Raw genomic sequence first — 25,232 nt, 5'->3', positions numbered from 1 at the left:
GCTGGGTGTGCTGGCCAACGCTGTCCACCTGCCGCCGGTCGTCACCAGCGCGGGCGTGGCCGCGGGGTGCCTGGTCGGGGCGGTCGGCAGTGCCCTCGATCAGCGAAGGCAGATCATCGCCGGCCATCCCGCCGGCTACCTGTTGGACCTGCGGCACGAACTGGGCCCCTCCGACGTCGTTGCGCAGATCCGGTCCGCCATTCGGCGGGCGGTGCCTGGACCACGACGCTCCGCAGCGGGCAGCTCATAAAGACCGTCAACAGAGCGAATCCGGCCCATCCGCCGGGTCGCCGCCCGGGGCGCCTCGAGAACGAACTTGTACGATCGTACAAGTTCAACGACCTGGGGAGGTTCGGGTGGCATACATGTACCTGGCGCTGGCGATCGCGGTCGAGGTGGTCGGGACCAGCCTGCTCAAGGCGACCGCGGGCTTCACGAAGTTCTGGCCCACGGCCGGGGTGCTGGTCGCGTACGGGCTGGCGTTCCTGCTCTTGGCGCAGGCGGTGAAGGTGGTGCCGGTCGGGGTCGCGTACGCGATGTGGTCGGGGCTCGGCACCGCCGCGATCGCCGCGATCGGGGCCGTCTTCCTCGGCGAGCCGCTGAGCCTGCTCAGGGTGGCCGGCGTGAGCCTCGTGATCGCGGGTGTCGTGGTGCTGAACCTGGGCGGTGCGCATTGAACGCCGGAAGAGCGCGCGCACCGGTTGCCGCGGAAGCGTCGGGGAGCGTTCCGGCACGGCCACGCGCGGCGCGATGAACGCACGGCGGGATCCGGAGGGACGTAAGCGGGCGCTTGCCATGGCGGTCGTCGAGGTGGTGGCCGAGGTCGGCGTCGGACGGACCACACACCGCATGGTCGCGGCGCGCGCGGGGGTGCCGCTGGGCGCCACCACGTACTACTTCCCGACCCTGGGGGATCTGATCGCGGCCGGCCTGGCGTTGGTGAGCGACTCGATCGCCTGCGATCTCGATGCCTGGCGTGAGGCCGTTTACGCCGCGAAGGCCGAGGCCGGCGCCAGCGATACCGGGGCGCGGGAAGACGTGGCGGGGGTGTTGAGCCGGCTTGCCGGTGAGTACGTCGCGGATCAGCCCAAGGCGTTGCTCGAGTACGAGCTGTATCTGGCCGCGGCGCGGACGCCGGCTCTGCGGCCGTTTGCCCGGGCCTGGCTCGACGGGGTGCATAAGCTACTCGCGCCCGTCGTCGGGGATGCCGTGGCTCGGGCGGTCACTGCGCTCATCGACGGGGTGATGCTCCAGGCCGTCGTCACCGGCGATCCGGTCGATCGGGCCGGGCTCGCGGCGGCGATCCGCTGCCTCACGGCGGACGCGAAATAGCACTACCGAAGCGATTGGTGCGTGGTCGGCTGGGTCCGAGGTCGTATGGTGTGCCGTCGGTGGGGTGGTGTTGGAGCTGCCATCCGCGATCGAACACCACCCACCGTGCCGATCGCGGTCAGACGAAGGTTTCGCCGCGGTCGGACTTGGCCAGCAGGAGCGGCGGTGGGGTGAAGCGGTCGCCGTACCGGTCGGCGAGCTCGCGGGCGCGGGCGATGAAGCCGGGCAGGCCGCCGTCGTACTGGTTGATGTACTGCAGGACCCCGCCCGTCCAGCCGGGGAAGCCGATGCCCAGGATCGAGCCCACGTTCGCGTCGGCCACGGTGGTCAGGACGCCCTCGTCCAGGCATTTCACGGACTCGATGGCCTCGGCGAAGAGCATCCGCTCCTGCATGTCGGCGAACGGGACGCCGGCGTCCGGGCGCTGGAAGTGTTCGCGCAGGCCGGGCCACAGGGCGGTGCGCTTGCCGTCGGTGTACTCGTAGAAGCCGGCACCGCCCGAGCGGCCGGGGCGGGCGAACTCGTCGACCATGCGGTCGATCAGGATGTCGGCGGGGCTGGGGGTCCAGGTGCCGCCGGCGGCGACGATCGCGGCCGCGCTCGCGGTTCGGATCTTCTGGGGCAGGGTGAGGGTGAGCTCGTCGAGGAGTTGCAGCACCGGTGCGGGATAGCCGGCCTGCAGGCTGGCCTGCTCGATCGACACGGCGGCCACGCCCTCGGCGAGCATGCGCAGCGCCTCCAGCGTGAACGTGCCGATGACCCGGCTGGTGAAGAACCCGCGGCTGTCGTTGACCACGATCGGGGTCTTCTTCAGCAGGCGTACCACGGCCAGGGCCTTGTCGAGGGTGTCGTCCGAGGTCTCGGCGCCGCGGATCACCTCGACCAGGGGCATCTTGTCGACGGGCGAGAAGAAGTGCAGGCCCACGAACCCGTCGCGGCGGCGCACGCCCTCGGCGAGCACCGAGATCGGCAGGGTGGACGTGTTGGTGCACAGCAGCGCGCCGGGCGCGACCACGTCCTCGATCTCGGCGAAGACCTTGTGCTTGAGGCCCGGGTCCTCGAACACGGCCTCGATGACGAGGTCGGCGCCGGCCAGGTCGGCGATCTCGGCGGTGGGTGTGATCCGGTCCAGCAGCGCCTGGTCGTGCCGGCGCGACTCGGCGTAGGCCTTGCCGCGCTGCGCGGCCTCCAGCGTGACGTCCTTGAGCACGACGTCGAGGCCGGCCTTGGCGCAGACGTACGCGATGGCGGCGCCCATCATGCCGGCACCGAGGACGGCGACCTTGTCGAACGTCACCGAGGCGGAGCCGCGGGCGTTGGCGGCCTGGAGGTCGAAGAAGAACGCCTTGATCATGTTCTTGGCGACCTGGCCGGTGGCGAGCTCGACGAAGTACCGGCCCTCGATGGTGAACGCGGTGGCCAGATCGACCTGGGCGCCCTCGACGGCGGCGCACAGGATGTTGCGGGGCGCCGGGTACGGGGCGCCCTTGAGCTCCTTGCGCAGCGTCGCGGGGAAGGCGGGCAGGTTCGCGGCGAACGCCGGGCTGCTCGGGGTGCCGCCAGGGATCTTGTACCCCGGGACGTCCCACGGCTGCACCGCGCCGGGATTCGCGGCGATCCAGTCGCGCGCCCGGGAGATGAGCTCCCCGGCCGGCACGACCGAGTGGACGAGCCCGGCCTGCAGCGCCTTCGCGGGGCGGTGCCGCTGGCCCTTGAGCAGGACCTGCGTGAGCGCCTCGGTGATGCCGAGCATCCGCACGGTGCGCACGACGCCGCCGGCGCCGGGCAGCAGCCCGAGGGTCACCTCGGGGAAGCCGATCTCGATGCGGGCGTCGTCGGCGACGATGCGCCGGTGGCAGGCCAGGGCGAGCTCGAGCCCGCCGCCGAGCGCGGAGCCGTTGATCGCGGCGACGACGGGCCGGCCGAGGGTCTCCAGGCGGCGCAGCAGGTCCTTGATGAACGTGGTGGACCGCATGACGTCGGCGGCCTCGTCGGGGCCGATGCGGCCGAGCAGTTCGAGGTCGCCGCCGGCGAAGAAGGTCTTCTTGGCGGAGGTGAGAATGACGCCGGTGATGTCGTCCTTCTCGGCGTACAGTCGTTCGACCGTGGCGGCGAGCGCCTCGGTGAACGCGGCGTTCATGGTGTTGGCGGAGCGGGCCGGGTCGTCCATGGTGAGCAGCACGACGCCGTCCTCACCGCGCTCGTAGCCGATGATGTCCACGTTGCTCCCCCGGTTCACAGTCGCTCGACGATCGTCGCGATGCCCATGCCGCCGCCCACACACATGGTGGCCAGCCCGTACCGTTCGCCGCGGCGCTCCAACTCGTCGACGAGGGTGCCGAGCAGCATGCCGCCGGTGGCGCCGAGCGGATGGCCCATGGCGATGGCGCCGCCGTTGACGTTGACCTGCTCCAGGTCGAAGCCCATGTCGCGGGCGAAGTGCAGCACGACCGCGGCGAAGGCCTCGTTCATCTCGACCAGTGCGATGTCCTCGACGGCCAGCCCGGCCTTGTCGAGGGCCTTGCGGCTGGCCGGGGCGGGACCGGTGAGCATGATGAGCGGGTCGGCGCCGCTGACGGCGGCCGAGACGATCCGGGCGCGCGGGGTAAGACCGAAGGCGTTGCCGACCGCCTCGCTGCCGACGAGGACCAGCGAGGCGCCGTCGACGATGCCGGAGGAGTTGCCGGCGGTGTGGACGTGGTCGATGCGCTCCACCCAGTGGTACCGCTGCAGGGCCACCGCGTCGAAGCCGCCCAGCTCGCCGATGGTGGCGAACGAGGCGGGCAGCGCGCCGAGGCCCTCCATCGTCGAGGCGCGGACGTGTTCGTCGCGGTCGAGCACGACGAGGCCGTTGCGGTCGCGGACCGGCACGACGGAGCGGGTGAAGTACCCACCGGCCCACGCCTTGGCGGCCCGGGTCTGCGACTCCAGGGCGTAGGCATCGACGTCCTCGCGGCGGTAGCCGTCCATGGTCGCGATGAGGTCGGCGCCGATGCCCTGCGGCACGAAGCTCGTGGCCAGGTTGGTCTCGGGGTCCATCGCCCAGGCGCCGCCGTCGGAGCCCATCGCGACACGGGACATGGACTCGACGCCGCCGGCGAGGACGACGTCCTCCCAGCCGGCCCGGATCTTCTGCGCGGCGATGTTCACCGCCTCCAGGCCGGAGGCGCAGAACCGGTTGAGCTGTACCCCGGCGGCGGTCTCGCCCAGGCCGGCCGCGATGGCGGCGATCCTGGCGATGTCGGAACCCTGGTCGCCGATCGGTGAGACCACGCCGAGGACCACGTCGTCGATCCGGGCGGGGTCGAGGCCGGGGTTGCGCCGGCGCAGCTCGTCGATCAGCCCGACGACCAGCGAGATGGGTTTGACGCCGTGCAGCGACCCGTTCTGCTTGCCCCGGCCGCGAGGCGTGCGGATAGCGTCGAAAACGAAAGCCTCAGTGCTCACCTACCGAAGAGTAACTACGCCCCGGTCGAGGCACCACCCCGCTCGGCGGTCAGCAGCAGATACTCCCACTCCATCGAGCCGTCGGCGGCCCGGAAGCGGCCGGCGAGCTCGTCGAGGGCCAGGTCGAGCGCGGCGGTGCGCTCGGGGTCGCCGGCCAGCGACTGGTAGACGGCGAGCGTGGGGCCGTAGTTCGTCTTGAAGTACCGCCGGAAGCCATCCGGCGCCGCGAACCGCTCGACGCGCACGGACCCGGTGCGGGCCTCGACGCCGGCGACCCGGTCGCCGAGCAGCTCGCGCACATGCGCCTCGTCGCCCCACAGCGGCGGCGGCTGCGCCCCGGGCGGCGGCGGGGCGCTGAACGGCTTCATCGCCGCGAACAGCTGCCCGACGAACCCGGCCGGGGTCCAGCTGAGCAGCCCGATCGTCCCGCCGGGCCGGCACACGCGGACGAGCTCGTCGGCGGCGGTGCGGTGCGACGGCGCGAACATCACGCCGACGCAGGACAGCACGGTGTCGAACTCGGCATCGGCGAACGGCAGATCCTCGGCGTCGGCCTCGACCCAGGCCAGGCGGGCGCCCTGCGCCGCGGCGAGCCGCTGTCCGGTTTCCAGCAGCTCCGGCGTGAGGTCACTCGCCGTGACGTCGGCGCCGGTGAGCGCGGCGGGGATGGCGGCGTTGCCGGTGCCGGCCGCGACGTCGAGAACCCGCTGCCCGGCGGCGACCCCGCAGGCCTCGACCAGCAATGCGCCCAGCTCAGGGATGATGTCGGCGGCGACCGCGGCGTAGTCCCCGCAGGCCCAGACGGCGCGGTGCTTCTCCTTGATTGGTGTCGTCATACCGCCACGCTACGTACACCCAGGATGAGCCCTCCAGTACAGGATCTGTACTGGAACGCGGCGTGGCCGTGCGCCTACGCTGCCGGGCATGGGCGCGTCCTACTACCAGTTCTGCCCCGTCGCCAAGGCGATGGAGCTGCTCGACGAGCGCTGGACGATGCTGGTGCTGCGCGAGCTGATCGCCGGCAGCCGGCGCTTCAACGACCTGCGCCGCGGCCTGCCGCGCATGTCCCCGGCGCTGCTGTCCCGGCGGCTGCACCAGCTTACGGTCGCGGGCCTGATCCGCCCCGACGGCGCGGGGTACGCCCTCACCGACGCCGGCCTCGAGCTGGGCCCGATCCTGGAGGCGATCGGCGTGTGGGGCGCCCGCTGGATCGGCGAGATCGGCGACGCGGACCTCGACCCGAAGCTGCTGCTGTGGGACATGCACCGGCGCGTCGACCACGACGCCGTGCCGGCCGGCCGCTCGGTCGTGCACTTCGAGTTCACCGACGTCTCCGGGGCGGCACGGTACTGGTGGCTGGTGATCGCCGCCCGTGACGCCGACGTCTGCGACGCGGACCCGGGTTTCCCGGTGACCGTCACGGTTCACGGCACGCTGCGCCGCATGGTGGAGATCTGGCGCGGCGACGTGACCTGGCAGCACGCGCTGCGCGACGGCGCCCTGCGGATCCTGGGCCCCGAGCCGGCCCGCCGGGCGCTGCCGCGCTGGTTCGCCCTGGCGCCGCACGCGACCGCGCCGCGCCCGGCCGCCGGGTGAGCCGCGTTCGAATGAGCCACGCGTCACCGGTGGCGGTTCACCCGATACCCCACTCCCTGAGGACCTCGGCGGTGTGCTGCCCGGGCAGCGGGGGCGGGCCCGCCGGCGCCGGGACCGGGTGCGAGAAACGCGGGGCGGGCGCGGGTTGCGGTACACCATGGAGGGTGCGGAACGTGCCGCGGGCGGCGAGATGGGGGTCGGAACGCGCCTCGGTCAGGGAGAGGACCGGGGCGACGCAGGCGTCAGTGCCGTCGAACAGCGCCGCCCACTCGTCCCGGGTTTTCTCCCGGAACGCGGCGGCGAAGCGCTCGCGCAGCGCCGGCCACCGCGCCACGTCGAACTGCCCGGGCAGGCCGGTCAGGCCCAGACGGGCGACGAGCTCGGCGTAGAACTGCGGCTCCAGGGCGCCGACGGCGACGTGGCGGCCGTCGGCGGTCTCGTACACGTCGTAGAACGGGGCGCCGGTGTCGAGCAGGTTGACGCCGCGCTCGTCGCGCCACAGCCCGGCGCCCAGAAGACTGTGCAGGATCAGGCCGAGGTGCGCGGCGCCGTCGACGATCGCGGCGTCGACGACCTGGCCGCGTCCGCCGCGCAGCGCGGCGAGGATGCCGACGACGAGGTACAGCGCGCCGCCGCCGTAGTCGCCGAGCAGGTTGACCGGGACCTGCGGCGGCCCGCCGGCCCGGCCGATCGCGTGCAGGGTGCCGGTGCGGGCCAGGTAGGTGATGTCGTGGCCGGCGGACGCGGCGAGGGGTCCGTCCTGGCCCCAGCCGGTCATCCGGCCGTACACCAGCGCCGGGTTGCGGGCCAGGACCGGCTCTGGGCCGACGCCGAGGCGCTCGGCCACGCCGGGCCGGAAGCCCTCGATGAGCACGTGCGCACGCTCGGCGAGGGCCAGCACGGTCTCGACGCCGGCGGGCTGTTTGAGGTCCGCCTCGACGGATCGTTTGCCGCGGTTGACCAGGTCACCGGCGGGCGGCGGGCCGAGCGGTGAGCCCGGCCCGGGCCGGTCGACGCGCACCACGTCGGCGCCGAGGTCGGCCAGCAGCATCGCGGCGAACGGGCCGGGGCCGATCCCGGCCAGCTCCACCACGCGCAGGTCTCGCAGCGGTCCATCCCCCATACGAGCAAGCTACCGCTCGGCCCGCAGGCGCTCGCGCGGCACATGCGCGAGCGCCGCCACCGCTGCACACCGTGCACGTCTGGTCACCCTGACGGCGGAAGCTCCTGTTGCTCTCCCGGCCCCGCCTACAGCGGGGCCGCCATGAACTCGTGAGCCCCCCGCAGCCGGGTGCGCAACAGCTCGCCGGCCATCCGCACGTCGAGCCGGACGTCACCCGGCCGCCCCGAGCTGTTAGCGGTCCGTAGCCGCGCCGGGTCGAGGCCGTCCCGCTTCGCGACGAGCACCCCGAGTTCGTACCGGCTCACCGCGTCCGAGCCGGCGACGTTGATCACCCCGTGGAAGTCCCCCGCCGCGAGTTCCAGCAGAGCGTCGGCGAGGTCGTCGACGTGGACCGGCTTGCGGATCTCGTCGGTGAACAGCGCCCCGTCGAGCCGCCCCGCGAGCAGGTCGTAGGTGAGCTGCTCGTGCCCTCCCTTCCCCTCGGCGAGGATCAGCGAGGTGCGCACGATCGCCGCACCGGGCGCGATGGCTCGCACGGCGGTCTCCGCCGCCGCCTTGCTCGCCCCGTACCGATACACCGGATCCGGTTCGTCACTCTCCGTGTACTCACGCCCGGCCCGCCCGGAGAAGATCGCATCGCTGGAGACGGTCACGAGCCGCACCCGGTCGCCACAGGCCAGTGCCACGTTGGCCGCCCCGTCGGCGTTGACCGTCCAGTCGTTGCGGTCGCGTCCGGCGGCCGCGTGCACAACGACGTCGGGCCGGACCAGTTCCACCGCGTGACGCACCGCATGCCGATCGCGTATGTCGAGCCGGGCCCAGGAGATCGTGCGGTCGTCGGACCCATCGTGGTCGCGTCGATTGACGTGCGTGCCGAAGACGGTGTGCCCGGCGGCGACGGCCCGCGCCGCGACCCGGCTGCCCAGCGATCCGGTCGCCCCGATGATCAGGATTCGCGTCATGAGTACCAGTAATACCGGAGGGCTACCCGCAGATCGCTCCCTGGCGTGACGTGGCCGTCGGCATCCCACCCGTACGGTCCGCGCCATGACGACCGAACGTGACCGAGCCATCGACGCCCTGCGCGCCATCGCGATCCTCGGCGTGGTGCTCGGCCACTGGCTGGTGACCGCCCTGGTCGTGGACGGCGGCGGCTCGATCCGGGTGGCGAGCCCGCTGCGCGCGGTGTCGTGGCTGGCCCCGGCGTCGTGGCTGTTCCAGACGCTGGCGTTGTTCTTCTTCGTCGGCGGGCTCGTGGCCGCCCGCTCGACCATCGAGCACTACGGCCGGTGGCTGCGCGCCCGGCTCGCCCGCCTCTTCCGCCCGGTGATGGTGCTCCTGACCGTGTGGACCGTACTGGTCGCCGGGGCGACCGCCTGGCATGCCGTGGTCGCCCCGACGCGCTCCGCCGGCGACTGGTCGTCGATGCTCACATCGCACACCGTGCTGAAGCTGGTGGTCTCGCCGCTGTGGTTCCTGCTCGTGTTCGCCGCTTTGACCGCCGCGACCCCGCTGGTCCGCCGCCTGCACCCCGCCTGGCCACTGGCCGTCGTGGCCGCAGTGGACCTCATCCGCTTTGGTCCGGCGCGCTTCGGCCTGGAGCACTTTGGGCTGGACCGCCTCGAGTCAGCCGGCCCGGCCGGGCCGGCTGGGGTGAGCTGGATGGCCTGGCTGGGCTGGGTGAACCTGGCCGCCGGCTGGCTGGTGCCGTTCTGCCTGGGCGCGGCCTGGACGAGGGGCCGGTTCCGGTCCCGGGCCGCCGCGTGGCTGATGCTGATCCTCGGCGCCGCGGCAACGGTGGCACTGACGCGCTGGTGCGGCTACCCGGTGTCCATGGTCGGCGTTCCTGGCCAGGGCGTGTCCAATCTCAACCCGCCCACCCTGGCCGCGGTCACGTTCGGTATCGCCCAATGCGGCGCCGCGCTCCTGCTGATGCCGGTCCTGCGTCGCACCATGCAGCGCCCAAAACTGTGGCTCACGGTAGCGATCGTCAACCTTTCCGCGATGACGATCTTCTTGTGGCACCAGACGTCCCTGATCGCCGTGACGCTGCTGGCGCCGCCGGTCCAGCCGGGCCTGCACACCGCCCCACAGAACGCGTCCTGGCTGGCCGCGAGGCTGCTGTGGCTGCCGGTGTTCGCGGCGACGCTGGTGATCTGCTGGCTGTTGTTCCACCGTTTCGAACGCCGTCCAGGCCTGCCCTCGTCGCCGCTCTCGCTGTCGCGCCTCTCCCTGTCGACGGCCCCGCCCACCACGCCGGAAGTGACGATGTCCGGGCAGCGGCACCGCCCGGGTTTGTGAGAGACGAACGATCGGGGCTCAGGGGCGCGCCGCGGCGTACAGGATCTCGCGCATGCCGGGCCGGTGTTCGTGGTCCTCGCGCCAGACCAGGCGCAGGCTCAGATCCGGCACGGGCAGGCCGAGCCGGACCAGGGTGCCGGCGCGGATGCTGTCGGTGACGGCGAACTCGGGCAGGAGCGACACGCCGAGCCCGTGCTCGGCCCAGGCGCGCATGACGGGCACGCCGCCGGCCCTGACGCGTTTCGGGCCCGAACCGAACAGCCTGTTCCCGGCCAGCCAGAACGAACATTCGGGCACATTGACCAGCAGCCGCTCGCCGTCGAGGTCGGCGGCGGCGAGGCCGGTGCGGCCGGCGAGCGGGTGCGCGGGCGCCGCGACCAGGGCGAGCGGCACGGGCTCAAGGTCGATGTACGTGAGCGGGCCGGGCGGCGGCGCGAAGCCGAGGCCGCCGATGTCGTCGCCGGAGTCCAGGAGCAGCGCCGCCTCGAGCTGACCGTCGACCACGCCGTTGAGCAGGCCGTCGCGGGCACGGTCGGCGTGCACCTCGACGTCGATGTCGGGCCGGCGTTGCGCGAACCGGGCGAGGACCCGCGGGACGTGGGTGCCGGCAATGGTCTCCAAGGCGCCGAGGCGCAGCAAGGGCCGCTCGTCGCGCACGTCGCGGATGGCCTGGTCGGCCTGTTCGAGCAGGGTGCGCGCCCAGCCTCGCAGGCGGCGGCCGGCCGCAGTGAGCTCCATGCCTTTCGGTCCGCGCGCGAACAGGTCGACGCCGAGCGCGGCCTCCAGCGCGCGGATCTGCTGCGACACCGACGAGGGAGCGAGATCGAGCGCGACCGCGGCGTCGGTGACCGTCCGGTGCCGTACGACCGCTTCGAAGGTCTGTAGCTGGCGCAGCTCCATGTGGTGCTCAAGCGACCGGGTCGTTCGGAAATTCCGAATGCGGTGTGCGGTGATGCCGGTGGAGGCGTGGCCGGGTGCTGACGCACCGTGGTTGCCGTTGCGTACTCCTCACTGACGGGGGCTGTGTTTCCTCATGAACGCTCTGCAATCGGCCGTGCACGGTGTGAGCGCCGATCCGCGTCCGGGGCCTGGCCGGCGACGGTTGCTGGCCGGGGTCTCGCTGGCGTACTTCATGGTGCTGCTGGACATGACGGTGCTGTCCGTCGCCGAGCCGGACCTGGCGGCGTCGATGAACACGTCGATGGCGGGACTGCAGTGGGCGACGATCGGCTACACCGTGCCGTTCGCCGCGCTGCTGCTGTCCGCGGGCGCGGTCGCGGACCGTTACGGCGCCGACCGGCTGCTGCGCACCGGTGTCGTGGTGTTCACGGCGGCGTCGCTGTTGAGCGCCTTCGCGCCGGCGCTGTGGGTACTGGTGATCCTGCGCGCGGTCATGGGTGTGGCCGCGGCCGGGTGCGTGCCGGCGTCGATGGCGATGATCGGCCGCCTGTACCCGGAGCCGGCCGCCCGGGCGCGTGCGATCGCGACCTGGGCCGCGACGAGCGGCGCCGCAGTGGCGGCGGGCCCGGTGGCCGGAGGCGCGCTGGTCGGCGCGGCGGGCTGGCGGGCGGTCTTCCTGGTCAACGTGCCCATCGGGCTGCTCGTGCTGGGCCTGACCCTGCGTGGCGTCCGCGGCGCGCAGGATGATCGGGCGGGCACCGCGGGGCGGATCGACTGGGCGGCGCAGCTGTCCGGCGCGGTCGTACTGGCGCTGGCGACCGACACCCTGATCGCCGCGGGCGCCCGCCAGTGGACGCACGCCCTTGTCGCCGCCGGGGTCACGGTGTCGGCGCTCTGCGTGTTCGTCCGGCTGGAGCGGCGCAGCGCGGCGCCGGCGTTGAACCGGCGACTGCTGCGGGTGCGGCAGGTGCGCGCGGGCCTGCTCGCCGGCGCGGTGGTGAACTTCGCGTTGTCGGGCGCCCTGTTCGTACTGCCGCTGGTCCTGCAGCAGCGGCAGTACGGCCCGTTGCAGACCGGACTGGCGTTCCTGCCGCTGACGGTGCCCTTTGTCACCAATCCACCGCTGACCGGCCGGATCGTCGCGCGGGTCGGACCGCGCCGGCCCGTCGCCGCCGGGCTCGCGCTGCTCGTCGGCGCCGGTGCGGTGCTGGCGGTGGCGCTGTTCGCGGGTGCGGGCTGGCCGTGGCTGGCGGTGGGCCTGCTGGCGACCGGCTTCGGCGTCTCGTTCGCGCTGCCGGCTCTGGCCGCCGCCGTTGTCGGCGCGGCGCCGCCGGACACGACCGGTGCGGCGGCCGGCACGCTCAACGCGTTACGTCAGGTAGGGGCCACGGCCGGTGTCGCGGTCATGGGTGCGGCGGTCGCGTTCGGCGCCGGCTGGTCGCTGCTGGTCTCGTCGCTGGCGTGCGCGGCTGCGCTGTGCGTCTTCGCCCGGCCGGACCGACACGCCGCGTAACCCGTGGTGGTGGCGCCGCTCGCCACACACTGCTGTGACGGTGGGTGCTGCGCACCGTCACGGCAGTGTGGTTCCCCGGCCGGGCACCGTGACCCGCCGTGTACGACCGTGCACGCCGCCCGCGTCGGCGCCGAACGTGGCCCGCCTGGGTCTCGATGCGCCCGGACGTCCAGTCCGCCCGCGGCCGGGCCACGGCGGCACACGGACCGGCGACCCGCCGTGCGCGAGGGCCTGTGTGTCGCGCCCGCAGCCGACCCGGGGCCGGCCCGGAAATGCGCCGGCCCCGGGAAGCAGCGGCCCGCCCCGCACGCTGACGGGCGCCGCCCGGCGGCCGGTCGTGCGCGTGGGCCGGGTCGGCCCACCCTCGCCGGCCGCGCCCTCGAGCTGCGCCAGCCTCGCGCGGCGAGCGGCTCGCGGCGGGCGGGGATACGCTGGTGGTGGACACGGACGGCGTGATTGTCATGGTGTTGTTGATCTTTTTGATCGTCTTGGCGATCGTCGGGTTCTCGGCCAGCGCCCGGATCGTCAGGCAGTACGAGCGCGGTCTGGTCTTCCGGCTCGGGCGGCTGCGGGAGGCCACGCGCGGACCGGGGCTGTGCCTGATCGCGCCGGCGATCGACCGGATGCAGAAGGTGAGCCTGCAGATCGTCACGTTGCCGGTGCCGGCGCAGGACGGGATCACGCGGGACAACGTCACGGTCACGGTGGATGCGGTGGTGTATTTCCGGGTCGTCGACCCGGTCCGGGCCGTCGTCAACGTGCAGGACTACATGTTCGCCGTGCTCCAGGTGGCGCAGACGTCGCTGCGCTCGATCATCGGCAAGAGCGACCTCGACGAGTTGCTGACCAACCGCGAGCGGCTCAACCAGGGCCTCGAGGTCATGATCGACAGTCCGGCGATCGAGTGGGGTGTGCACATCGACCGGGTGGAGATCAAGGACGTGTCGCTGCCGGAGTCGATGAAGCGGTCGATGTCGCGCCAGGCGGAGGCCGAGCGCGAGCGGCGCGCGCGGATCATCACCGCCGACGGCGAGCTGCAGGCATCGCGCAAGCTGGCCGACGCCGCGGCCGCGATGGGGCAGACGCCCACGGCGCTGCAGCTACGGCTGCTGGAGACGGTCGTCGAGGTGGCCGCCGAGAAGAACTCCACGGTGGTACTGCCGTTCCCGGTCGAGCTGCTGCGCTTCCTCGAACGCCAGGCACAGGCCCCCGTCACCGCGCCGTCGGACGCAGAGCTTCCCGCGAGGCATTCACACGTCCAGGCGGCATGATCACCTCCGAGACTTTCGCTGATTCGGACGAAAGTAACGCATCCACACACTGAAGCTCTGGACATGCCGAGCCTAGGCCTCCTACCGTGTGCAGCACAACACGGTGCGTTGCGATCGTGTTACTGACCCATGCCGCGCACGGTGCGGCGACACCTCGGAGCTCCCCGGCCACGCGGTGCAGAGGGTCCGGCCGTGGCATGCCCCGTGGCCGGAGCACCGCAGCCAGGGGCGGTCGGCCGGCGCGGTCGGGACCGGGATTCCCGGCCGCGCCGGAGGCTGCCTGACCCCCGGTCATCGAGGCGGCCGCCGACGAGTAACGCCGGCGGCCCTCGTCGCGCTCTTTCACCTACGCGCAGACCGCCCACGGCGACTTCTGTCTCGAAGTGGCGAACTTTTTGCGATTCGAACAGAACTTTTATCAAACAGCATCCAACTTCTGCTGAGTCAACTCTTTCTTTCGAAAGATTCGACGTATACGGTGACGGCTATGCGTTGACCGAGCCAGTGCTCGCCCCGCCCCGCGGGATCCCGGCGAGCACTGAGGCGCAGCTCGGTATGACGTCGCCGCAATGCCACGCCTAGCGATCGACCCTGCCGCACACCTTCCCTCCGGGCGTGCCGCAACCCGCACCATCCCCCGTTCCCCGGCCGGACGTGTCCGCCAACGGCTGCTGTCTCGGTTTTTCGGCGGCCCGCGCGTCCGGCAACACCCCGCGGAGGAGGTTTCATGTCCAGCGCTCCAGGCCGTCGCCGCACCGCGTTCGCCGGCCTGCTCGCCCTCATCGCATCACTGCTGGTCGCAACGGCTTCGGCGCCCGCGCCGGCGCTCGCCGCGCCCGCCCCGCAGAGCAACGGCAGCCAGTACAAGGTGCTGATCTTCACCAAGGCCGTCGGCACGAAGAGTCCGTCGACCGAGGCGGGTGTCGCCGCGATCAAGCAGCTGGGCAATCAGCTGCGCTTCACGGTTGTGGAGACCGACGACGCCGGCAAGTTCGACCGTGCGCATCTCAAGCAGTACCGGGTCGTCGTCTTCCTCAACACGTACGGTGACGTGCTGAACGCGTCGCAACAGGCCGCGTTCGAGGAGTACTACCGTGACGGCGGCGGCTTCGTCGGCGTCCACTCGGCGATCGAGACCCAGACCAGCTGGTCGTTCCTCACCGACATCCTCGGCACCCGCGCGTCCGGCTCGTCCGGCGTCACGCAGGCCAGGATCAAGGTGGCCGACCGTGTCCACCCGGCGTCGAAGGACGTGCCGGAGTCGTGGAACCGCACCGACCGGTGGTACAACTTCACCTCCAACGTGCGCGGCTTCTCGCACGTGCTCGCCACCGTCGACGAAACCACCTACGCCGGCGGCACGATGGGCTACGACCACCCGATCACCTGGTGCAAGGACTACCAGGGCGGTCGCTCCTTCTACACCGGGCTGGGCAACACCGCCGCCAGCTTCGGCACCCCGGACCTGCGGGCGCACCTCGGTGGCGCGATCCAGTGGGCCGCGGGCGTGACCGACGGCGACTGCGGCGCCACCGTGCTGGCCAACTACCAGATGGACACCATCGCGGCCCCGCCGAACATCGGCGAGCCGATCGGCTTCGACGTCATGCCCGACGGGCGGGTCCTGCAGACCGACCGCCGCGGCGTCCTCCGGCTGCACGACCCGGCGAACAACACCAGCCACGTGCTGGCCGAGATCCCGGTCTACATGGCCAGCGAGGACGGCCTGTACGGCCCGGCGATCGACAACGACTTCGCCACCAACCACTGGGTCTACCTGTACTACTCGCCGCTGACCCAGGACGCGCCGTACCCGAGGACGACACCGACCGCGAACGCCCCGACGACCGGCGCCGACCCGAGCGTCTGGGATCCGTGGAAGGGGTACTTCCAGCTGTCGCGGTTCAAGTTCGTCGACGGGCCCAACCCGTCCATCGACCTCTCGACCGAGCAGAAGATCCTGAAGGTACCGGTGGATCGCGGGGCCTGCTGCCACGTCGCGGGCGACATCACCTTCGACAAGGACAACAACCTGTGGATGGTGACCGGCGACGACACGCCGGCGGGCGGCGGCAACTCCGGCGGCTTCTCCCCGTTCAACGACATGATCACCACGACCGGGCAGTACAACGCCCCCTACGTCGACGCCCGGCGCTCGGCGATGAACACCAACGACCTGCGCGGCAAGATCCTGCGCATCAAGGTGCAGGACGACGGCTCGTACACCGTCCCGGCGGGCAACCTGTTCACCGGCAACGAGGAGGGCGGCGGCAAGACCCGGCCCGAGATCTACGCCATGGGCTTCCGCAACCCGTTCCGCATCACGGTGGACAGCGCCGGCGTCGCGTATGTCACCGACTACTCGCCCGACTCCTCGACGCCGCAGGTGTTCCGCGGGCCGGCGGGCACCGGCCGGATGGAGATCGTGCGGCGCCCGTCCAACTACGGCTGGCCGCTGTGCTACTCCCCTGACCTGCCGTACTACGAGTGGAACTTCAACACGTCCAGGCCGCTGCACGACCCGCCGCGGGCGTTCGAGTGCGACAACCCGGACCGCGGCCCGGCCAACACGTCGCGGTGGAACACCGGCCTGACGTACGCGCCGCCGATCGCGAAGCCGGATTTGTGGTACTCGTTCCAGGACAACAACGCGAGCAACCCGCTCGGCACGCCCTGCGCGGCCTACTACATGCAGAACCCGCCCGGGAAGTGCCCGCAGCTGTTCCCGGAGCTCGGCACGGGTGGCGTCGGGCCGCACGGCGCCGCGAAGTACGAGTACGACCCCAAGAACCCCAACCCGACGAAGTTCCCGGCGTACTACGACGGGTCCATCTTCTTCGGCGAGTTCACCCGCGACTACCTGCGGGAGATCCGCCTGGACTCGGCCAACCAGGTCTTCAAGATCAATGACCTGCTCAGCTGCGGCGGCGGCCCCACGACCCCGGCCCGTCCGTTCCTGTGCGACAACCCCATGGACATGAAGTGGGGCCACGACGGCAACTTCTACCTGCTGACGTACGGTGACGGATTCTTCACGGCCAACCCCGACGCCCTGCTGGTGAAGTTCAGCTACGTCAAGGGCACGCGGGCACCGGTTGCGAAGCTCTCCGCCACCCCGACGGACGGCGTCGCACCGCTGACGGTCGCGTTCTCCAGCGCGGGCTCACACGACCCCGACCCGGCCGACTCCATCAAGTTCGCCTGGGACTTCGACGGCAACGGCACGATCGACTCCGTCGACCCGAACCCGACCTTCACCTACACCACCAACGGGGTGTACACGGCGCGACTGACCGTCACCGACTCCAGCGGCAAGACGGCGTCGGCCAACACGACCATCACCGTCGGCAACACCTCACCAACGGTCAAGGTCAACGTGCCGATCGAGGGCGGCCTGTTCGCCTTCGGCGACACGATTCCGTTCAACGTGACGGTCACCGACCCGCAGGACGGTCAGATCGACTGCTCCCGCGTCGAGGTGACGTTCGTGCTCGGCCACGACAGCCACGGCCACGCCGAGTCCACGGTGAACGGCTGCGCCGGGACGCTGCCCACCTTCGCCGAGGACGTCTCGCACGGCGGCGACGTGTTCGGCGTGATCAGCGCGTCGTACACGGACCGCGGCGGCCCCGGCGGCATCCCGGCGCTGACCACCGTCGCCCAGACGACCATCCGGCAGAAGAAGCAGGAGGTCGAGTTCGCCGTCGACCAGTTCGGCACGAACACCGCGGCGACCACGGACACCGGCGGCGGGCTGCAACGCGGCGGCATCGGCACCGGCGACTGGATCGCCCTCAACGGCACCGTCAATCTGCAGAACATCGATTCGGTGACGTTCCGTACGTCAGGCGGCAGCGGCGCGGCCGGTACCGGCGCGGTCGAGATCCGCCTGGACGCGGTGGACGGTCCGATCCTGACCACGGTCACGATCGCGGCCACGGCGAGCGCGACCACCTATCGGAGCCAGACCTTCCCGATCACCGACCCCGGCGGCGGGCACCGGATCTACCTGGTGTTCCGACCCGTCGCGGGCGGGCCGACGAACAACTTCTTCAACCTCAACTGGGTGGAGTTCGGGGGCCAGGGCGTGACCGCGCCCTAGCACCACCTACCCGGGGCGGGGTGCGTCACCCCGCAGCAACGCCGCACCCCGCCCCGGTCTGAACCACACGCACATCAGCAAAGGAGCGACAGTGTCCAAAAACCTCAGCCGTCGCCGGTTCATCACCGGCGCGGGCCTCACGGCGGCCGCCGCGTTCACCCCGCTCGGCCCGGCCGCCGTCTTCTCGCCCACCGGGGCGAGCGCGGCCAACGGCCGGCTCATCCCCAACCCCAAGATCGGCACCATCACGTACAGCCAGCGTGACGTGCCGACCCGGCTCGGTATCGCCGCGAGCGCCGCGCTCGGCGTGGCCCCGACGATGGGCTACCTGGGCGGCCCCGACTTCCCGCACGACCCGACCGACCTCGGGCCGCTCGTGCCGCTGCCGGGTGGCTGGCTGGAGCTGTTCGAGTTCCTGGCCAAGGCCGGTTTCCGCCAGATCGAGTTCGCCGGCTACGGCCAGCACGCCTCCAACCCGGGCGGCAACGCGCCCAACCCGGCGCCGGGCGGCACGACCACCGCGGAGTCGCGCGCGGCGTACCTGGCCTACGCCCGTACCCTGCGCGGGTTCCTCGACAGCTTCGGGCTGGAGGCGATCGGCAACCACGGGTACGTGCCGAACACGTGGAACGGCCCGAACAGCGCTGGCGGCGCGATGACCACCGAGGACTACAACCGGCTGCAGACCGAGCTCGAGTTCGCCTCGATCCTCGGCATGCCGTTCATGGGCACCGGCAACGACCCGACGAGCCCCAACAACCGCAACATCGAGCCGTGGACGATCGCGGGCGAGAAGTGGAACGCGCTGAACGAGATCAGCGTGAAGCAGTGGGGCATCCAGATGTACACCCACAACCACGCCCCGGCGTACCACTTCCTGCAGGACGGTCCCATGGTCACCGTGACCCAGGACCGGATCACCGGCGCGCCGATCACCCCGCGGCAGGTCCGCGGCGAGTCCGGCAAGCGGCTCATGCAGCAGTACCTCGACGTCACCGACCCCAAGCTCGTCGTCATCGAGATGGACGTGTACTGGGCGCACGTGGCGCGGCACCAGCACCGCTGGCGCTACGACTGGAACGGCAACCGCGTCGAGGACATCTTCGACCCGACGGCCCAGGTCGCGAAGCAGACGAAGCGGTACGCGCTGTTCCACGCCAAGGACGGCGACGCGACCACGCAGCCCGCGGGCGTGGGCGACGGCTACTCGATGATCCCGTTCGGTGACCCCCGTAGCGACATCAACTACTCGGGGTTCTTCCGGGGCATCGGCGCCAAGGGCTGGCACAACCCGAACTACGAGCAGGACAACGCCCCCGGCGGCAACGCGGACCCCGGACAGTCGCTGCGCTTCTCCAAGATCAGCGCCGCGGGCATGGCGGGCCTGCGCGGCTGATCGTCCAGTACCGATGGCCGCCCCTGGACCCACGGGGGCGGTCATCGCCGGGTCGCGGGCAGGGCCCACCGGTGCCGTGATTGTCCGGTTCGGCGGGTCACGGGGCCCGCCGGCCTCGGCGCCTCGTCGCGCGTCGGCCGTGCCGTTGGGTCGTGGACCTGCGGGTGCCGTTGGGCCCGAGCAGGCCGAACACCTCGGTAAACACCGGCGCCGCTTCCGGCTCGTGCGCTCGGGATCAGTCGGCAGGCATCGGGCGGAGGCATGCCCGAGCCGGGCGACGCTGTCCGGCTCGCAGGCGGGAAGGCTTCGCGTCAGGCCGGCGCGAGGACGGGCCCTCCGTAGTTTCCAGCCCAAAACAACGCTAAGGACTCACCGGCTCGACGCTCACACCTTAAATTTTGTCGATGCTGCCGGAGCAACGGCGCCGGTTCCTGGCCGGGGTCGGCCGGCGGCTGACCGCGCAGGTGTTGCAGCGCGGGGAGGCGGAGCGGCGGTATCCGATCCTGCTCACGTTGCTGGCACAGTCTGCGGTCGATGTGCTGGATGAAACGCTGCTGCTGTTCGACCAGGCTGTCAGCGGCCGGGAGTCGGCCGCGAAGGCGAAGGTAGAGGAGGCCTTGGCCGAGAAGCGCCGACGTTGGCGGCGATAACCAGCGCGATGGCCAGCCCTTCGACAGTGGTGAGCTGCTGATGCAGGACGACGCAGCCGGCGAGCGCAGCGACGGCGGGTCCGAGGCTCATCAGCACGGCGAAGGTCGTGGTGGGCATGCGGCGTAGCGCCAGCAATTCCAGGGTGTAGGGCAGCACGGTGGAGAGCAGCGCCACGGCAGCGCCCATCGCCAGGATGGAAGGGCTCAACAGCGCGGTTCCCGCCGCGCCAGCCCCCGAGGGGAGAGTGATCACCGCGGCGGCGGTCATGGCCAGGGCCAGGCCGTCAGCCTTGGGGAAGCGCTGCCCGACCCGCGCACTGGCCAGGATGTATCCGGCCCACATGGCGCCTGCCGCGACAGCGAAGCCGATCCCGGCCGGGGTGAGCCGGTCGAATCCGACGCTGCTCAGCAACGCCACACCGGCGGCGGCGAGGCCGGCCCACAGCCAACTCGCCACGCAGCGAGCGGTCACCACGGACAGCACAAGCGGCCCCAGCACCTCCAGCATCACCGCGGGACCGAGCGGGATGAGCTCGATCGCGTGGTAGAACAGCGTGTTCATGCCGGCGAGCGCCACGCCGAATCCGCCGATCAACAACCAGTCCGTGCGCCGATATCCCCGCACGCGGGGCCGGCACACCGCCAGCAGTACCAGGGCCGCGATGATCAGCCGCAGCGTCAATACCCCGTCCACCCCAATCCGGGGGAACAGCAGCGCCGCGACCGCGCCGCCGAACTGCACGGACAGCACGGCTCCCAGCACCAGCCCTACCGCCCCGGCACCTGCGCCGGGGTGCCGTGTCGAGGGCACCGGGACGTCGGCAGGCGTGACGGCGGACGGTGCGGAGCTGGGAACGTTGACCATGCGGTCGACACTAGGAGTCACCCCATGGCAACTGAAATGCCGATCTCGCTGCGGTTATGCTCTGCCGTTATGACTGTGGAGTTGCGGCATCTGCGCGCCTTCCTCGCCATCGCCGACCAAGGCACCATCACCCGGGCGGCGGCCAGGCTGCACGTGACCCAGCCCGCGCTCTCCCGCACACTGCGCCAGCTGGAAGCCCACCTCGGTGTCCGCCTGATCGACCGGTCCACCCATCACCTACGGCTCACCGCTGCCGGACACGCGTTCCAGCCCCGGGCCGCCGCCGCGGCCGCGGCCGTCGATGAGGCACTCGATCCGGCCCGCGCCGGGACATGGCCACTACGCCTCGGCCACGCCTGGTCAGCACTGGGCGAACACACCACGCCCCTGCTTCGACGCTGGAAGCAGGAATGCCCGCACACACCACTGCAGCTCCTGCGCGTCGACGATCGCACCGCCGGGCTCGACCACGGCACCGTCGACGTCGCCGTCATCCGGGGCGAGGTCGACCTACCCGCCGAGGTGCACACCGTGGCCCTGCTGATCGAGCCGCGCGTCGCCGCTGTCGCCGCCGACAGCACCCTCACCCAGAAACCACGACTCACCTTGCACGATCTCAGCACCGAGTCGATCGCCGTCAACACCGTCGCCGGTACCACGACCCTCGACCTCTGGTCTCCGGACGAAACCCCGGACGACACCATTGAGGTCGCCAACACCGACGACTGGCTTGCTGCCATCACCACCGGCCACGCTGTCGGCGTCACCACCACTGCCACCGCGGCCATGTACCCGAACCCCGCCGTGGCCTACATCCCACTCATCGACGCCCCGGCTGTCACCGTCTACCTCGCCTGGAAGGAACCACCAAGCCACCCCGCCGTATCAGATCTCATCGCCCTCACCCGGCGGCTCATCACACCACCGCGCGAAAAGACCACCATTGCTTAGCGTTGTTCTGGGCTGAAAGGCTACGGACGGCCCAGGACGCAGAACTCGTTGCCCTCCGGGTCGGCGAGGACGATCCATGGGACGTCGCCCTGGCCGACGTCGGCGAGCGTCGCGCCGAGGGTCTGCAGCCGAGCGACCTCCGCCGCTTGATCGTCCCCGCTATACGGCACCAGGTCGAGATGGATGCGGTGCCGTATATCCTTCACGTCGGGCGTGCGAAGGAACTCAAGATACGGCCCGACACCCTTGGCCGAGCGCAGCGTCGCATGATCGCCGGTCACCTCGTGCAGGGTCCAGTCCATCGCCTCGCCCCAGAACCGGGCCATGGCCCGCGGGTCCCCGCAGTGGACCACCATCGCGGCGATCGGCCCGGTGTCCCGGTAGATCTCCCGGGGTTCCAGCACGCAGAACACGTTGCCCTCCGGGTCGGCGAGGACCGTCCACGGGGCGTCGCCCTGGCCCACGTCGGCGGGCGTCGCCCCGAGCTCCTTCAGGCGCGCGACCAACTCCGTCTGATGGGCCGCAGAGGTGGTGGCGAGGTCGAGGTGCATGCGGTACTGCACCGTTTCGGGGTCCGGGACGGCTATGACATCGACGCAGACAGGCGCGTCGGGGTCGGTCCAGACGAAGCCCGCGGGTGCGACGTTGGTCGCACCGGGACCCGAGCTGGCAACGTCCCAGCCGAGCGCCACCGCCCAAAACCGGCCGAGCGCCGAGTCATCCCGAGCCTTGAAATTCGCCTGAACAAGTCGCAGCGCCATGCCGCCTACCCTATGCCCGACAGACAAACCAGTATGAACCACGCATGTTCGGCTCAACTGGTGGTGACGGGCAGGTCGGGGACCTCGCCGAGCGGCCGAAGCCTTTGGTACTCGATCGCGCGACCCGGCCACTCGCAGAGCCGACCTCGGCAGGTTCGACACCGACCTGCCTCGTCCGGGGCTGGCGGCTGGTGACACGTTGCTTACCGGCGCTCCGCATCGCGGTGATCCGGTGCCGGTTCACCGCGCGCCGGCGGTCCCTTATTCGCGCAACGACTGGTCCGGCCCCATTTCGGGGGCATGCCCGTCCAGGTATGCCCGGACCATGTCGAGCAGGCCGGGGTTCTCCTGCACCGCCCAGGTGACCAGGTTGCACCGGTGGCAGAGCAGCTTGCGCACCGCACCGGTCCGATGGTCATGGTCGACCGTCAGCCGCCTCGGTGTACCACCGCGCCCACGCGTGGTCTCCGGCTTGCGGCAGATCGCGCACAGGCCGCCCTGCGCTGTGAGCATGCGGTCGTACTCCGCGGGCGTGAGGTTGTGCTTCTCCCGCAGCACCTGCGCGTGTGAGATCCGGTCGCCGTCCTGTGTGGCGTAGCGGGTGCGCTTGTCCTGAAGGATGCACGCCTTGCACGGTCGTCGCGGCGCCGTCGTGTGCGGCAGGTTGTAGAACGCGTCGCGCGGCTTCGTCTCTCCGCACCGTCGACAGTGCACGAGCTGCTCAGTCACTGGTACACCATACAGTCTGTGTGGTGACACCGCATAATGACAGTTATGGTGTACGACTCGATTACCCACCCCAGACACCGCCGCGTCGCCGTCCGGCCGAATTATCGAATTACTGGTAATAGTAATCCGATAATTCGCATCGAGTTGAGCTGCGCCGGCGTTGAGGAGCATCGGTACCGAGGTTGGCGTTGGCGACGATCTCGCCTTCGGGTCTGCGGACGTGTGGTGAGTGGCGTACGTCGTGCGGCTGTGCCCGTGGAGTTCCTGTCCGACGACCAGTTGTCCGGCGTACGACAGCACTGCGGTGGATCTGTTCGCGAGCAAACGCGGCGACCACAGCCGGTTGGGCGTGACCGAGGATCCGCTCGAGGTTTACTGGTCAGCGGTGGAGTACGTGGCCGGGCAGCTGGACGTCGCGGACCCGTCGGCGATCAAGCGGTACACCGAGCGGTGCGGACCGTGCTGGCGGCGCTGGATATCGCGGACCGGGCCGGTCGACGTCGCGCAGCTATGGGCGGCGGTGGAACGCGCCGCCGGCCGCCGGGCGGAGGTGGCGGGCGCGGTGGCCACCCTGGCCATCAACGTGCTACGCGGCCAGGGCTACCCGGTCCGCGACGAGGACGCCGCACGCTTGTCGGGGCGCCGGTGCCGTCGGTAGGCGATGATGTCCGGCCGTGGCCCGATCGCTGGATCTGGATGAGCTTGTCGAGCACTGGACGCTGTTGGATGACGAGCGGGAGCTGATTTCCGGCAAGCGCTGACCGACGCGGACCGGCGCGGCCTCACCCCGCTGTTCTGGACCCACCACCACCCCGGCGGCCGACTGGTCTGGCAGAAGACAGCACTCCTCGCCGTTGCATTAGGTGCCATCGACTGCTATCCGTATGGGCATGGAGCCGTTGACGGCGATCACCACCTTGGCCGCACAGTACGGATTGTCGCGTTTGATCGCCGCGGTCGGAGGTGATCCGAATCTGGCTGCGATGGCCGCCGAGATCGTCAGCGCCCTATGGGCGAGCGAGGACAGACTCGATGCGCGATTGGCCGGCATCGAGTCGCGGCTGGATGAGGTGCTTGAACAGCGCTACACCGTCGCGATCCGCAGTGGCTTGCGCACCCTTGTCGACGCCGGTAGGGCTTCGGATCCGCGCTTTCGCGAAGAGGAGTTGACTCGCGCTCGGGAACGATTCGTGGAGGCGACCGCCGCGGCACGCACTTCGCTTCAGGTGGTGATCGCCGAACGATACCTGGCCCTCTGCGGGTTCGGCCTCGGTCGCCGTGACGCGGCCCGAGTCGCGATTGAGCGCGTGCAGTCCATAGCGCTCAAGGTGTTCGTCGAGTCGACCGACGCCTACAACAACAGTCTTGTCACCGCAGCGCAGCGGCTGGATGGGAACCGAAAAGGCTCGAAGAGATCGGCGCAGCTGTTCACGGAGCAGAAGGCCATTGCCCAGGCGGCGTCCGACGCAATCCGGCTGGCGTTCGCCGCCTTGCACGAATCGGTGGTGCTGTCAGAAGACCTCGGTGAGCCGGCACCACCCACGTTCGTGCCCCACAAAAGCATCGCGAACAGGAACTTGGGGAACCTGAGGGTGGCTGGAGTCGAGCGCCCCGTTTGGTCGGTCACACCCGTACAAGCTGGCGTAGATACCACAATCGGACCCTTGTCGATCAACTTCCACGTGACTCCCGCAGGCCGGCATCACCTGCCGCCACCGCAGCCCAGCCTCACCGAAAGCCTCAAACAGGCGTGGCAGACGTTTTACTCGGGCGAACGTCCCACGGAGCCCGAGCCGGAAGTAACGCAATGCTATTCGATTCTGACTACCGTCCGGACTCGACTGGACCTGGACTTCGCCGTCCCCGTCCTGCTGGCTGGCCAGCACGGATGGGAGCTCTCGCGCAATGATCGGTCGCACGGGGCCGACGAGTACCCGGAACCGATTCTCCCGGCGGGTACATCTCAGTGGCAACGGAGGATCTGCTTCCGCTCGCCGCGAGCCCAGCAGAACCCGCAGGTCTCCGCACTCATCGCTGGCGCGTTCGAAATCGCGTCGCCGCAGTCCCCGCCCGCCGGGACGCTCGCCTCGGACCCGCGCCGTAGGCCACGGGCCTGAATCTCGCGGGCACCAGGGCGTTCCAGATCCTTGGAAAATGGAACGGCGCTCCCACGCCCACCACCTGCGCGAACTGACCGGAGTCCTCGACGCCGACCCGACGCAAACCTGGGCGGCCGACCTGACCAGACTGTTGTGCGAGATCAACGACATGGCTCGCTCGGCGCGGGCCGCCGGC

Annotated in this window: 21 protein-coding genes and 1 pseudogene; 13 read left to right on the top strand and 9 right to left on the bottom strand. The window is 70.8% G+C overall.

Annotation, left to right across the window (positions count from 1 at the left end; translation table 11 throughout):
* The 3 genes from ABT297_RS38300 to ABT297_RS38290 all read left to right on the top strand — a co-directional run.
* A partial coding sequence (locus ABT297_RS38300) for a hypothetical protein (protein ID WP_350557495.1) occupies nucleotides 1-250 on the top strand: 250 nt, incomplete at its 5' end.
* Nucleotides 251-365: 115 nt separating this feature from the next.
* Entirely contained in the window at nucleotides 366-677 is a 312-nt protein-coding gene (locus tag ABT297_RS38295; protein ID WP_350557499.1) for a DMT family transporter, read from the top strand.
* Nucleotides 667-1,332 carry a TetR/AcrR family transcriptional regulator gene (locus ABT297_RS38290; RefSeq protein WP_350557493.1) on the top strand — a complete coding sequence of 222 codons (666 nt, stop codon included), beginning with the start codon at nucleotides 667-669 and terminating at the stop codon, nucleotides 1,330-1,332. Before ABT297_RS38295 ends, ABT297_RS38290 begins: the two co-directional genes overlap by 11 nt.
* A 118-nt stretch (nucleotides 1,333-1,450) precedes the next feature.
* Here ABT297_RS38290 and ABT297_RS38285 read toward each other — a convergent pair whose 3' ends face one another.
* From ABT297_RS38285 to ABT297_RS38275, 3 genes are read right to left on the bottom strand one after another with little or no spacing between them, the layout of a single operon-like run.
* Complete coding sequence (locus ABT297_RS38285; RefSeq protein WP_502885712.1) at nucleotides 1,451-3,547, bottom strand: 3-hydroxyacyl-CoA dehydrogenase NAD-binding domain-containing protein; 2,097 nt, start codon at nucleotides 3,545-3,547, stop codon at nucleotides 1,451-1,453.
* Between the two features lie 20 nt (nucleotides 3,548-3,567).
* Nucleotides 3,568-4,779 (bottom strand): acetyl-CoA C-acetyltransferase, encoded by a 1,212-nt coding sequence (locus tag ABT297_RS38280; protein WP_350557490.1) that lies wholly within the window; start codon nucleotides 4,777-4,779, stop codon nucleotides 3,568-3,570.
* A gap of 14 nt (nucleotides 4,780-4,793) precedes the next feature.
* Nucleotides 4,794-5,615 (bottom strand): class I SAM-dependent methyltransferase, encoded by an 822-nt coding sequence (locus ABT297_RS38275; protein ID WP_350557488.1) that lies wholly within the window; start codon nucleotides 5,613-5,615, stop codon nucleotides 4,794-4,796.
* A gap of 88 nt (nucleotides 5,616-5,703) precedes the next feature.
* On the opposite strand from ABT297_RS38275, the gene ABT297_RS38270 reads away from it, so the two are divergent.
* Nucleotides 5,704-6,375 (top strand): winged helix-turn-helix transcriptional regulator, encoded by a 672-nt coding sequence (locus ABT297_RS38270; protein WP_350557486.1) that lies wholly within the window; start codon nucleotides 5,704-5,706, stop codon nucleotides 6,373-6,375.
* Between the two features lie 37 nt (nucleotides 6,376-6,412).
* On the opposite strand, the gene ABT297_RS38265 is transcribed toward ABT297_RS38270, so the two are convergent.
* Both ABT297_RS38265 and ABT297_RS38260 read right to left on the bottom strand, forming a co-directional pair.
* Nucleotides 6,413-7,498 carry a CaiB/BaiF CoA transferase family protein gene (locus ABT297_RS38265; RefSeq protein WP_350557484.1) on the bottom strand — a complete coding sequence of 362 codons (1,086 nt, stop codon included), beginning with the start codon at nucleotides 7,496-7,498 and terminating at the stop codon, nucleotides 6,413-6,415.
* 125 nt (nucleotides 7,499-7,623) lie between these two features.
* On the bottom strand, nucleotides 7,624-8,460 hold the full coding sequence (locus tag ABT297_RS38260) for an SDR family oxidoreductase (protein WP_350557482.1): 837 nt from the start codon (nucleotides 8,458-8,460) through the stop codon (nucleotides 7,624-7,626).
* Between the two features lie 85 nt (nucleotides 8,461-8,545).
* Here ABT297_RS38260 and ABT297_RS38255 point away from each other — a divergent pair, with 85 nt between their 5' ends.
* Nucleotides 8,546-9,799 carry an acyltransferase family protein gene (locus tag ABT297_RS38255; protein ID WP_350557480.1) on the top strand — a complete coding sequence of 418 codons (1,254 nt, stop codon included), beginning with the start codon at nucleotides 8,546-8,548 and terminating at the stop codon, nucleotides 9,797-9,799.
* An 18-nt stretch (nucleotides 9,800-9,817) separates the two neighbouring features.
* On the opposite strand, the gene ABT297_RS38250 is transcribed toward ABT297_RS38255, so the two are convergent.
* Nucleotides 9,818-10,699 carry a LysR family transcriptional regulator gene (locus ABT297_RS38250; protein WP_350557478.1) on the bottom strand — a complete coding sequence of 294 codons (882 nt, stop codon included), beginning with the start codon at nucleotides 10,697-10,699 and terminating at the stop codon, nucleotides 9,818-9,820.
* Nucleotides 10,700-10,832: 133 nt separating this feature from the next.
* Here ABT297_RS38250 and ABT297_RS38245 point away from each other — a divergent pair, with 133 nt between their 5' ends.
* From ABT297_RS38245 to ABT297_RS38225, 5 genes and pseudogenes are all read left to right on the top strand, one after another.
* Nucleotides 10,833-12,212 (top strand): MFS transporter, encoded by a 1,380-nt coding sequence (locus tag ABT297_RS38245; RefSeq protein WP_350557476.1) that lies wholly within the window; start codon nucleotides 10,833-10,835, stop codon nucleotides 12,210-12,212.
* Nucleotides 12,213-12,673: 461 nt separating this feature from the next.
* Nucleotides 12,674-13,483 (top strand): slipin family protein, encoded by an 810-nt coding sequence (locus tag ABT297_RS38240; protein ID WP_350557497.1) that lies wholly within the window; start codon nucleotides 12,674-12,676, stop codon nucleotides 13,481-13,483.
* Nucleotides 13,484-14,210: 727 nt separating this feature from the next.
* Nucleotides 14,211-17,585 carry a ThuA domain-containing protein gene (locus ABT297_RS38235; protein ID WP_350557474.1) on the top strand — a complete coding sequence of 1,125 codons (3,375 nt, stop codon included), beginning with the start codon at nucleotides 14,211-14,213 and terminating at the stop codon, nucleotides 17,583-17,585.
* 91 nt (nucleotides 17,586-17,676) lie between these two features.
* Nucleotides 17,677-18,981, top strand: coding sequence for a sugar phosphate isomerase/epimerase family protein (locus ABT297_RS38230; protein ID WP_350557472.1), 1,305 nt, complete (start codon nucleotides 17,677-17,679; stop codon nucleotides 18,979-18,981).
* 373 nt (nucleotides 18,982-19,354) lie between these two features.
* A pseudogene (locus ABT297_RS38225) lies at nucleotides 19,355-19,616 on the top strand (hypothetical protein); the annotation flags it as partial.
* Here the strand turns inward: ABT297_RS38225 and ABT297_RS43255 are convergent.
* A complete protein-coding gene (locus ABT297_RS43255; RefSeq protein WP_502885711.1) occupies nucleotides 19,555-20,394 on the bottom strand; it encodes an EamA family transporter in 840 nt (279 codons plus the stop codon). The pseudogene ABT297_RS38225 and the gene ABT297_RS43255 sit on opposite strands and share 62 nt — an antisense overlap.
* 171 nt (nucleotides 20,395-20,565) lie before the next feature.
* On the opposite strand from ABT297_RS43255, the gene ABT297_RS38215 reads away from it, so the two are divergent.
* Nucleotides 20,566-21,447 (top strand): LysR family transcriptional regulator, encoded by an 882-nt coding sequence (locus tag ABT297_RS38215; RefSeq protein WP_350557470.1) that lies wholly within the window; start codon nucleotides 20,566-20,568, stop codon nucleotides 21,445-21,447.
* A 20-nt stretch (nucleotides 21,448-21,467) separates the two neighbouring features.
* Here ABT297_RS38215 and ABT297_RS38210 read toward each other — a convergent pair whose 3' ends face one another.
* Together ABT297_RS38210 and ABT297_RS38205 are read right to left on the bottom strand one after the other, a co-directional pair.
* Entirely contained in the window at nucleotides 21,468-22,208 is a 741-nt protein-coding gene (locus tag ABT297_RS38210; RefSeq protein WP_350557467.1) for a VOC family protein, read from the bottom strand.
* Between the two features lie 261 nt (nucleotides 22,209-22,469).
* Nucleotides 22,470-22,937, bottom strand: coding sequence for an endonuclease domain-containing protein (locus ABT297_RS38205; RefSeq protein WP_350557465.1), 468 nt, complete (start codon nucleotides 22,935-22,937; stop codon nucleotides 22,470-22,472).
* A 304-nt stretch (nucleotides 22,938-23,241) separates the two neighbouring features.
* On the opposite strand from ABT297_RS38205, the gene ABT297_RS38200 reads away from it, so the two are divergent.
* Nucleotides 23,242-23,595, top strand: a complete 354-nt coding sequence (locus ABT297_RS38200) for a DUF4158 domain-containing protein (RefSeq protein ID WP_350557463.1) — start codon at nucleotides 23,242-23,244, stop codon at nucleotides 23,593-23,595.
* A 232-nt stretch (nucleotides 23,596-23,827) separates the two neighbouring features.
* Complete coding sequence (locus tag ABT297_RS38195) at nucleotides 23,828-25,054, top strand: hypothetical protein (protein ID WP_350557461.1); 1,227 nt, start codon at nucleotides 23,828-23,830, stop codon at nucleotides 25,052-25,054.
* Nucleotides 25,055-25,232: the final 178 nt, after the last annotated feature.

The organism is Dactylosporangium sp. NPDC000555 (assembly GCF_040300025.1).
Taxonomy (GTDB): Bacteria; Actinomycetota; Actinomycetes; order Mycobacteriales; family Micromonosporaceae; genus Dactylosporangium.
The sequence above is the reverse complement of the archived record's forward strand: the minus strand, read 5'-3'. Positions and strand labels throughout refer to the sequence as shown.

Excerpts from the sequence above, each read along its gene's own strand:
- ABT297_RS38295 (WP_350557499.1), top strand. The coding sequence starts at position 366 with ATGTACCTGGCGCTGGCGATCGCGGTCGAGGTGGTCGGGACCAGCCTG.
- ABT297_RS38275 (WP_350557488.1), bottom strand. The coding sequence starts at position 5,615 with ATGACGACACCAATCAAGGAGAAGCACCGCGCCGTCTGGGCCTGCGGG.
- ABT297_RS38270 (WP_350557486.1), top strand. The coding sequence starts at position 5,704 with ATGGGCGCGTCCTACTACCAGTTCTGCCCCGTCGCCAAGGCGATGGAG.
- ABT297_RS38265 (WP_350557484.1), bottom strand. The coding sequence starts at position 7,498 with ATGGGGGATGGACCGCTGCGAGACCTGCGCGTGGTGGAGCTGGCCGGG.
- ABT297_RS38260 (WP_350557482.1), bottom strand. The coding sequence starts at position 8,460 with ATGACGCGAATCCTGATCATCGGGGCGACCGGATCGCTGGGCAGCCGG.
- ABT297_RS38255 (WP_350557480.1), top strand. The coding sequence starts at position 8,546 with ATGACGACCGAACGTGACCGAGCCATCGACGCCCTGCGCGCCATCGCG.
- ABT297_RS38250 (WP_350557478.1), bottom strand. The coding sequence starts at position 10,699 with ATGGAGCTGCGCCAGCTACAGACCTTCGAAGCGGTCGTACGGCACCGG.
- ABT297_RS38245 (WP_350557476.1), top strand. The coding sequence starts at position 10,833 with ATGAACGCTCTGCAATCGGCCGTGCACGGTGTGAGCGCCGATCCGCGT.
- ABT297_RS38240 (WP_350557497.1), top strand. The coding sequence starts at position 12,674 with ATGGTGTTGTTGATCTTTTTGATCGTCTTGGCGATCGTCGGGTTCTCG.
- ABT297_RS38235 (WP_350557474.1), top strand. The coding sequence starts at position 14,211 with ATGTCCAGCGCTCCAGGCCGTCGCCGCACCGCGTTCGCCGGCCTGCTC.
- ABT297_RS38215 (WP_350557470.1), top strand. The coding sequence starts at position 20,566 with ATGACTGTGGAGTTGCGGCATCTGCGCGCCTTCCTCGCCATCGCCGAC.
- ABT297_RS38210 (WP_350557467.1), bottom strand. The coding sequence starts at position 22,208 with ATGGCGCTGCGACTTGTTCAGGCGAATTTCAAGGCTCGGGATGACTCG.
- ABT297_RS38195 (WP_350557461.1), top strand. The coding sequence starts at position 23,828 with ATGGAGCCGTTGACGGCGATCACCACCTTGGCCGCACAGTACGGATTG.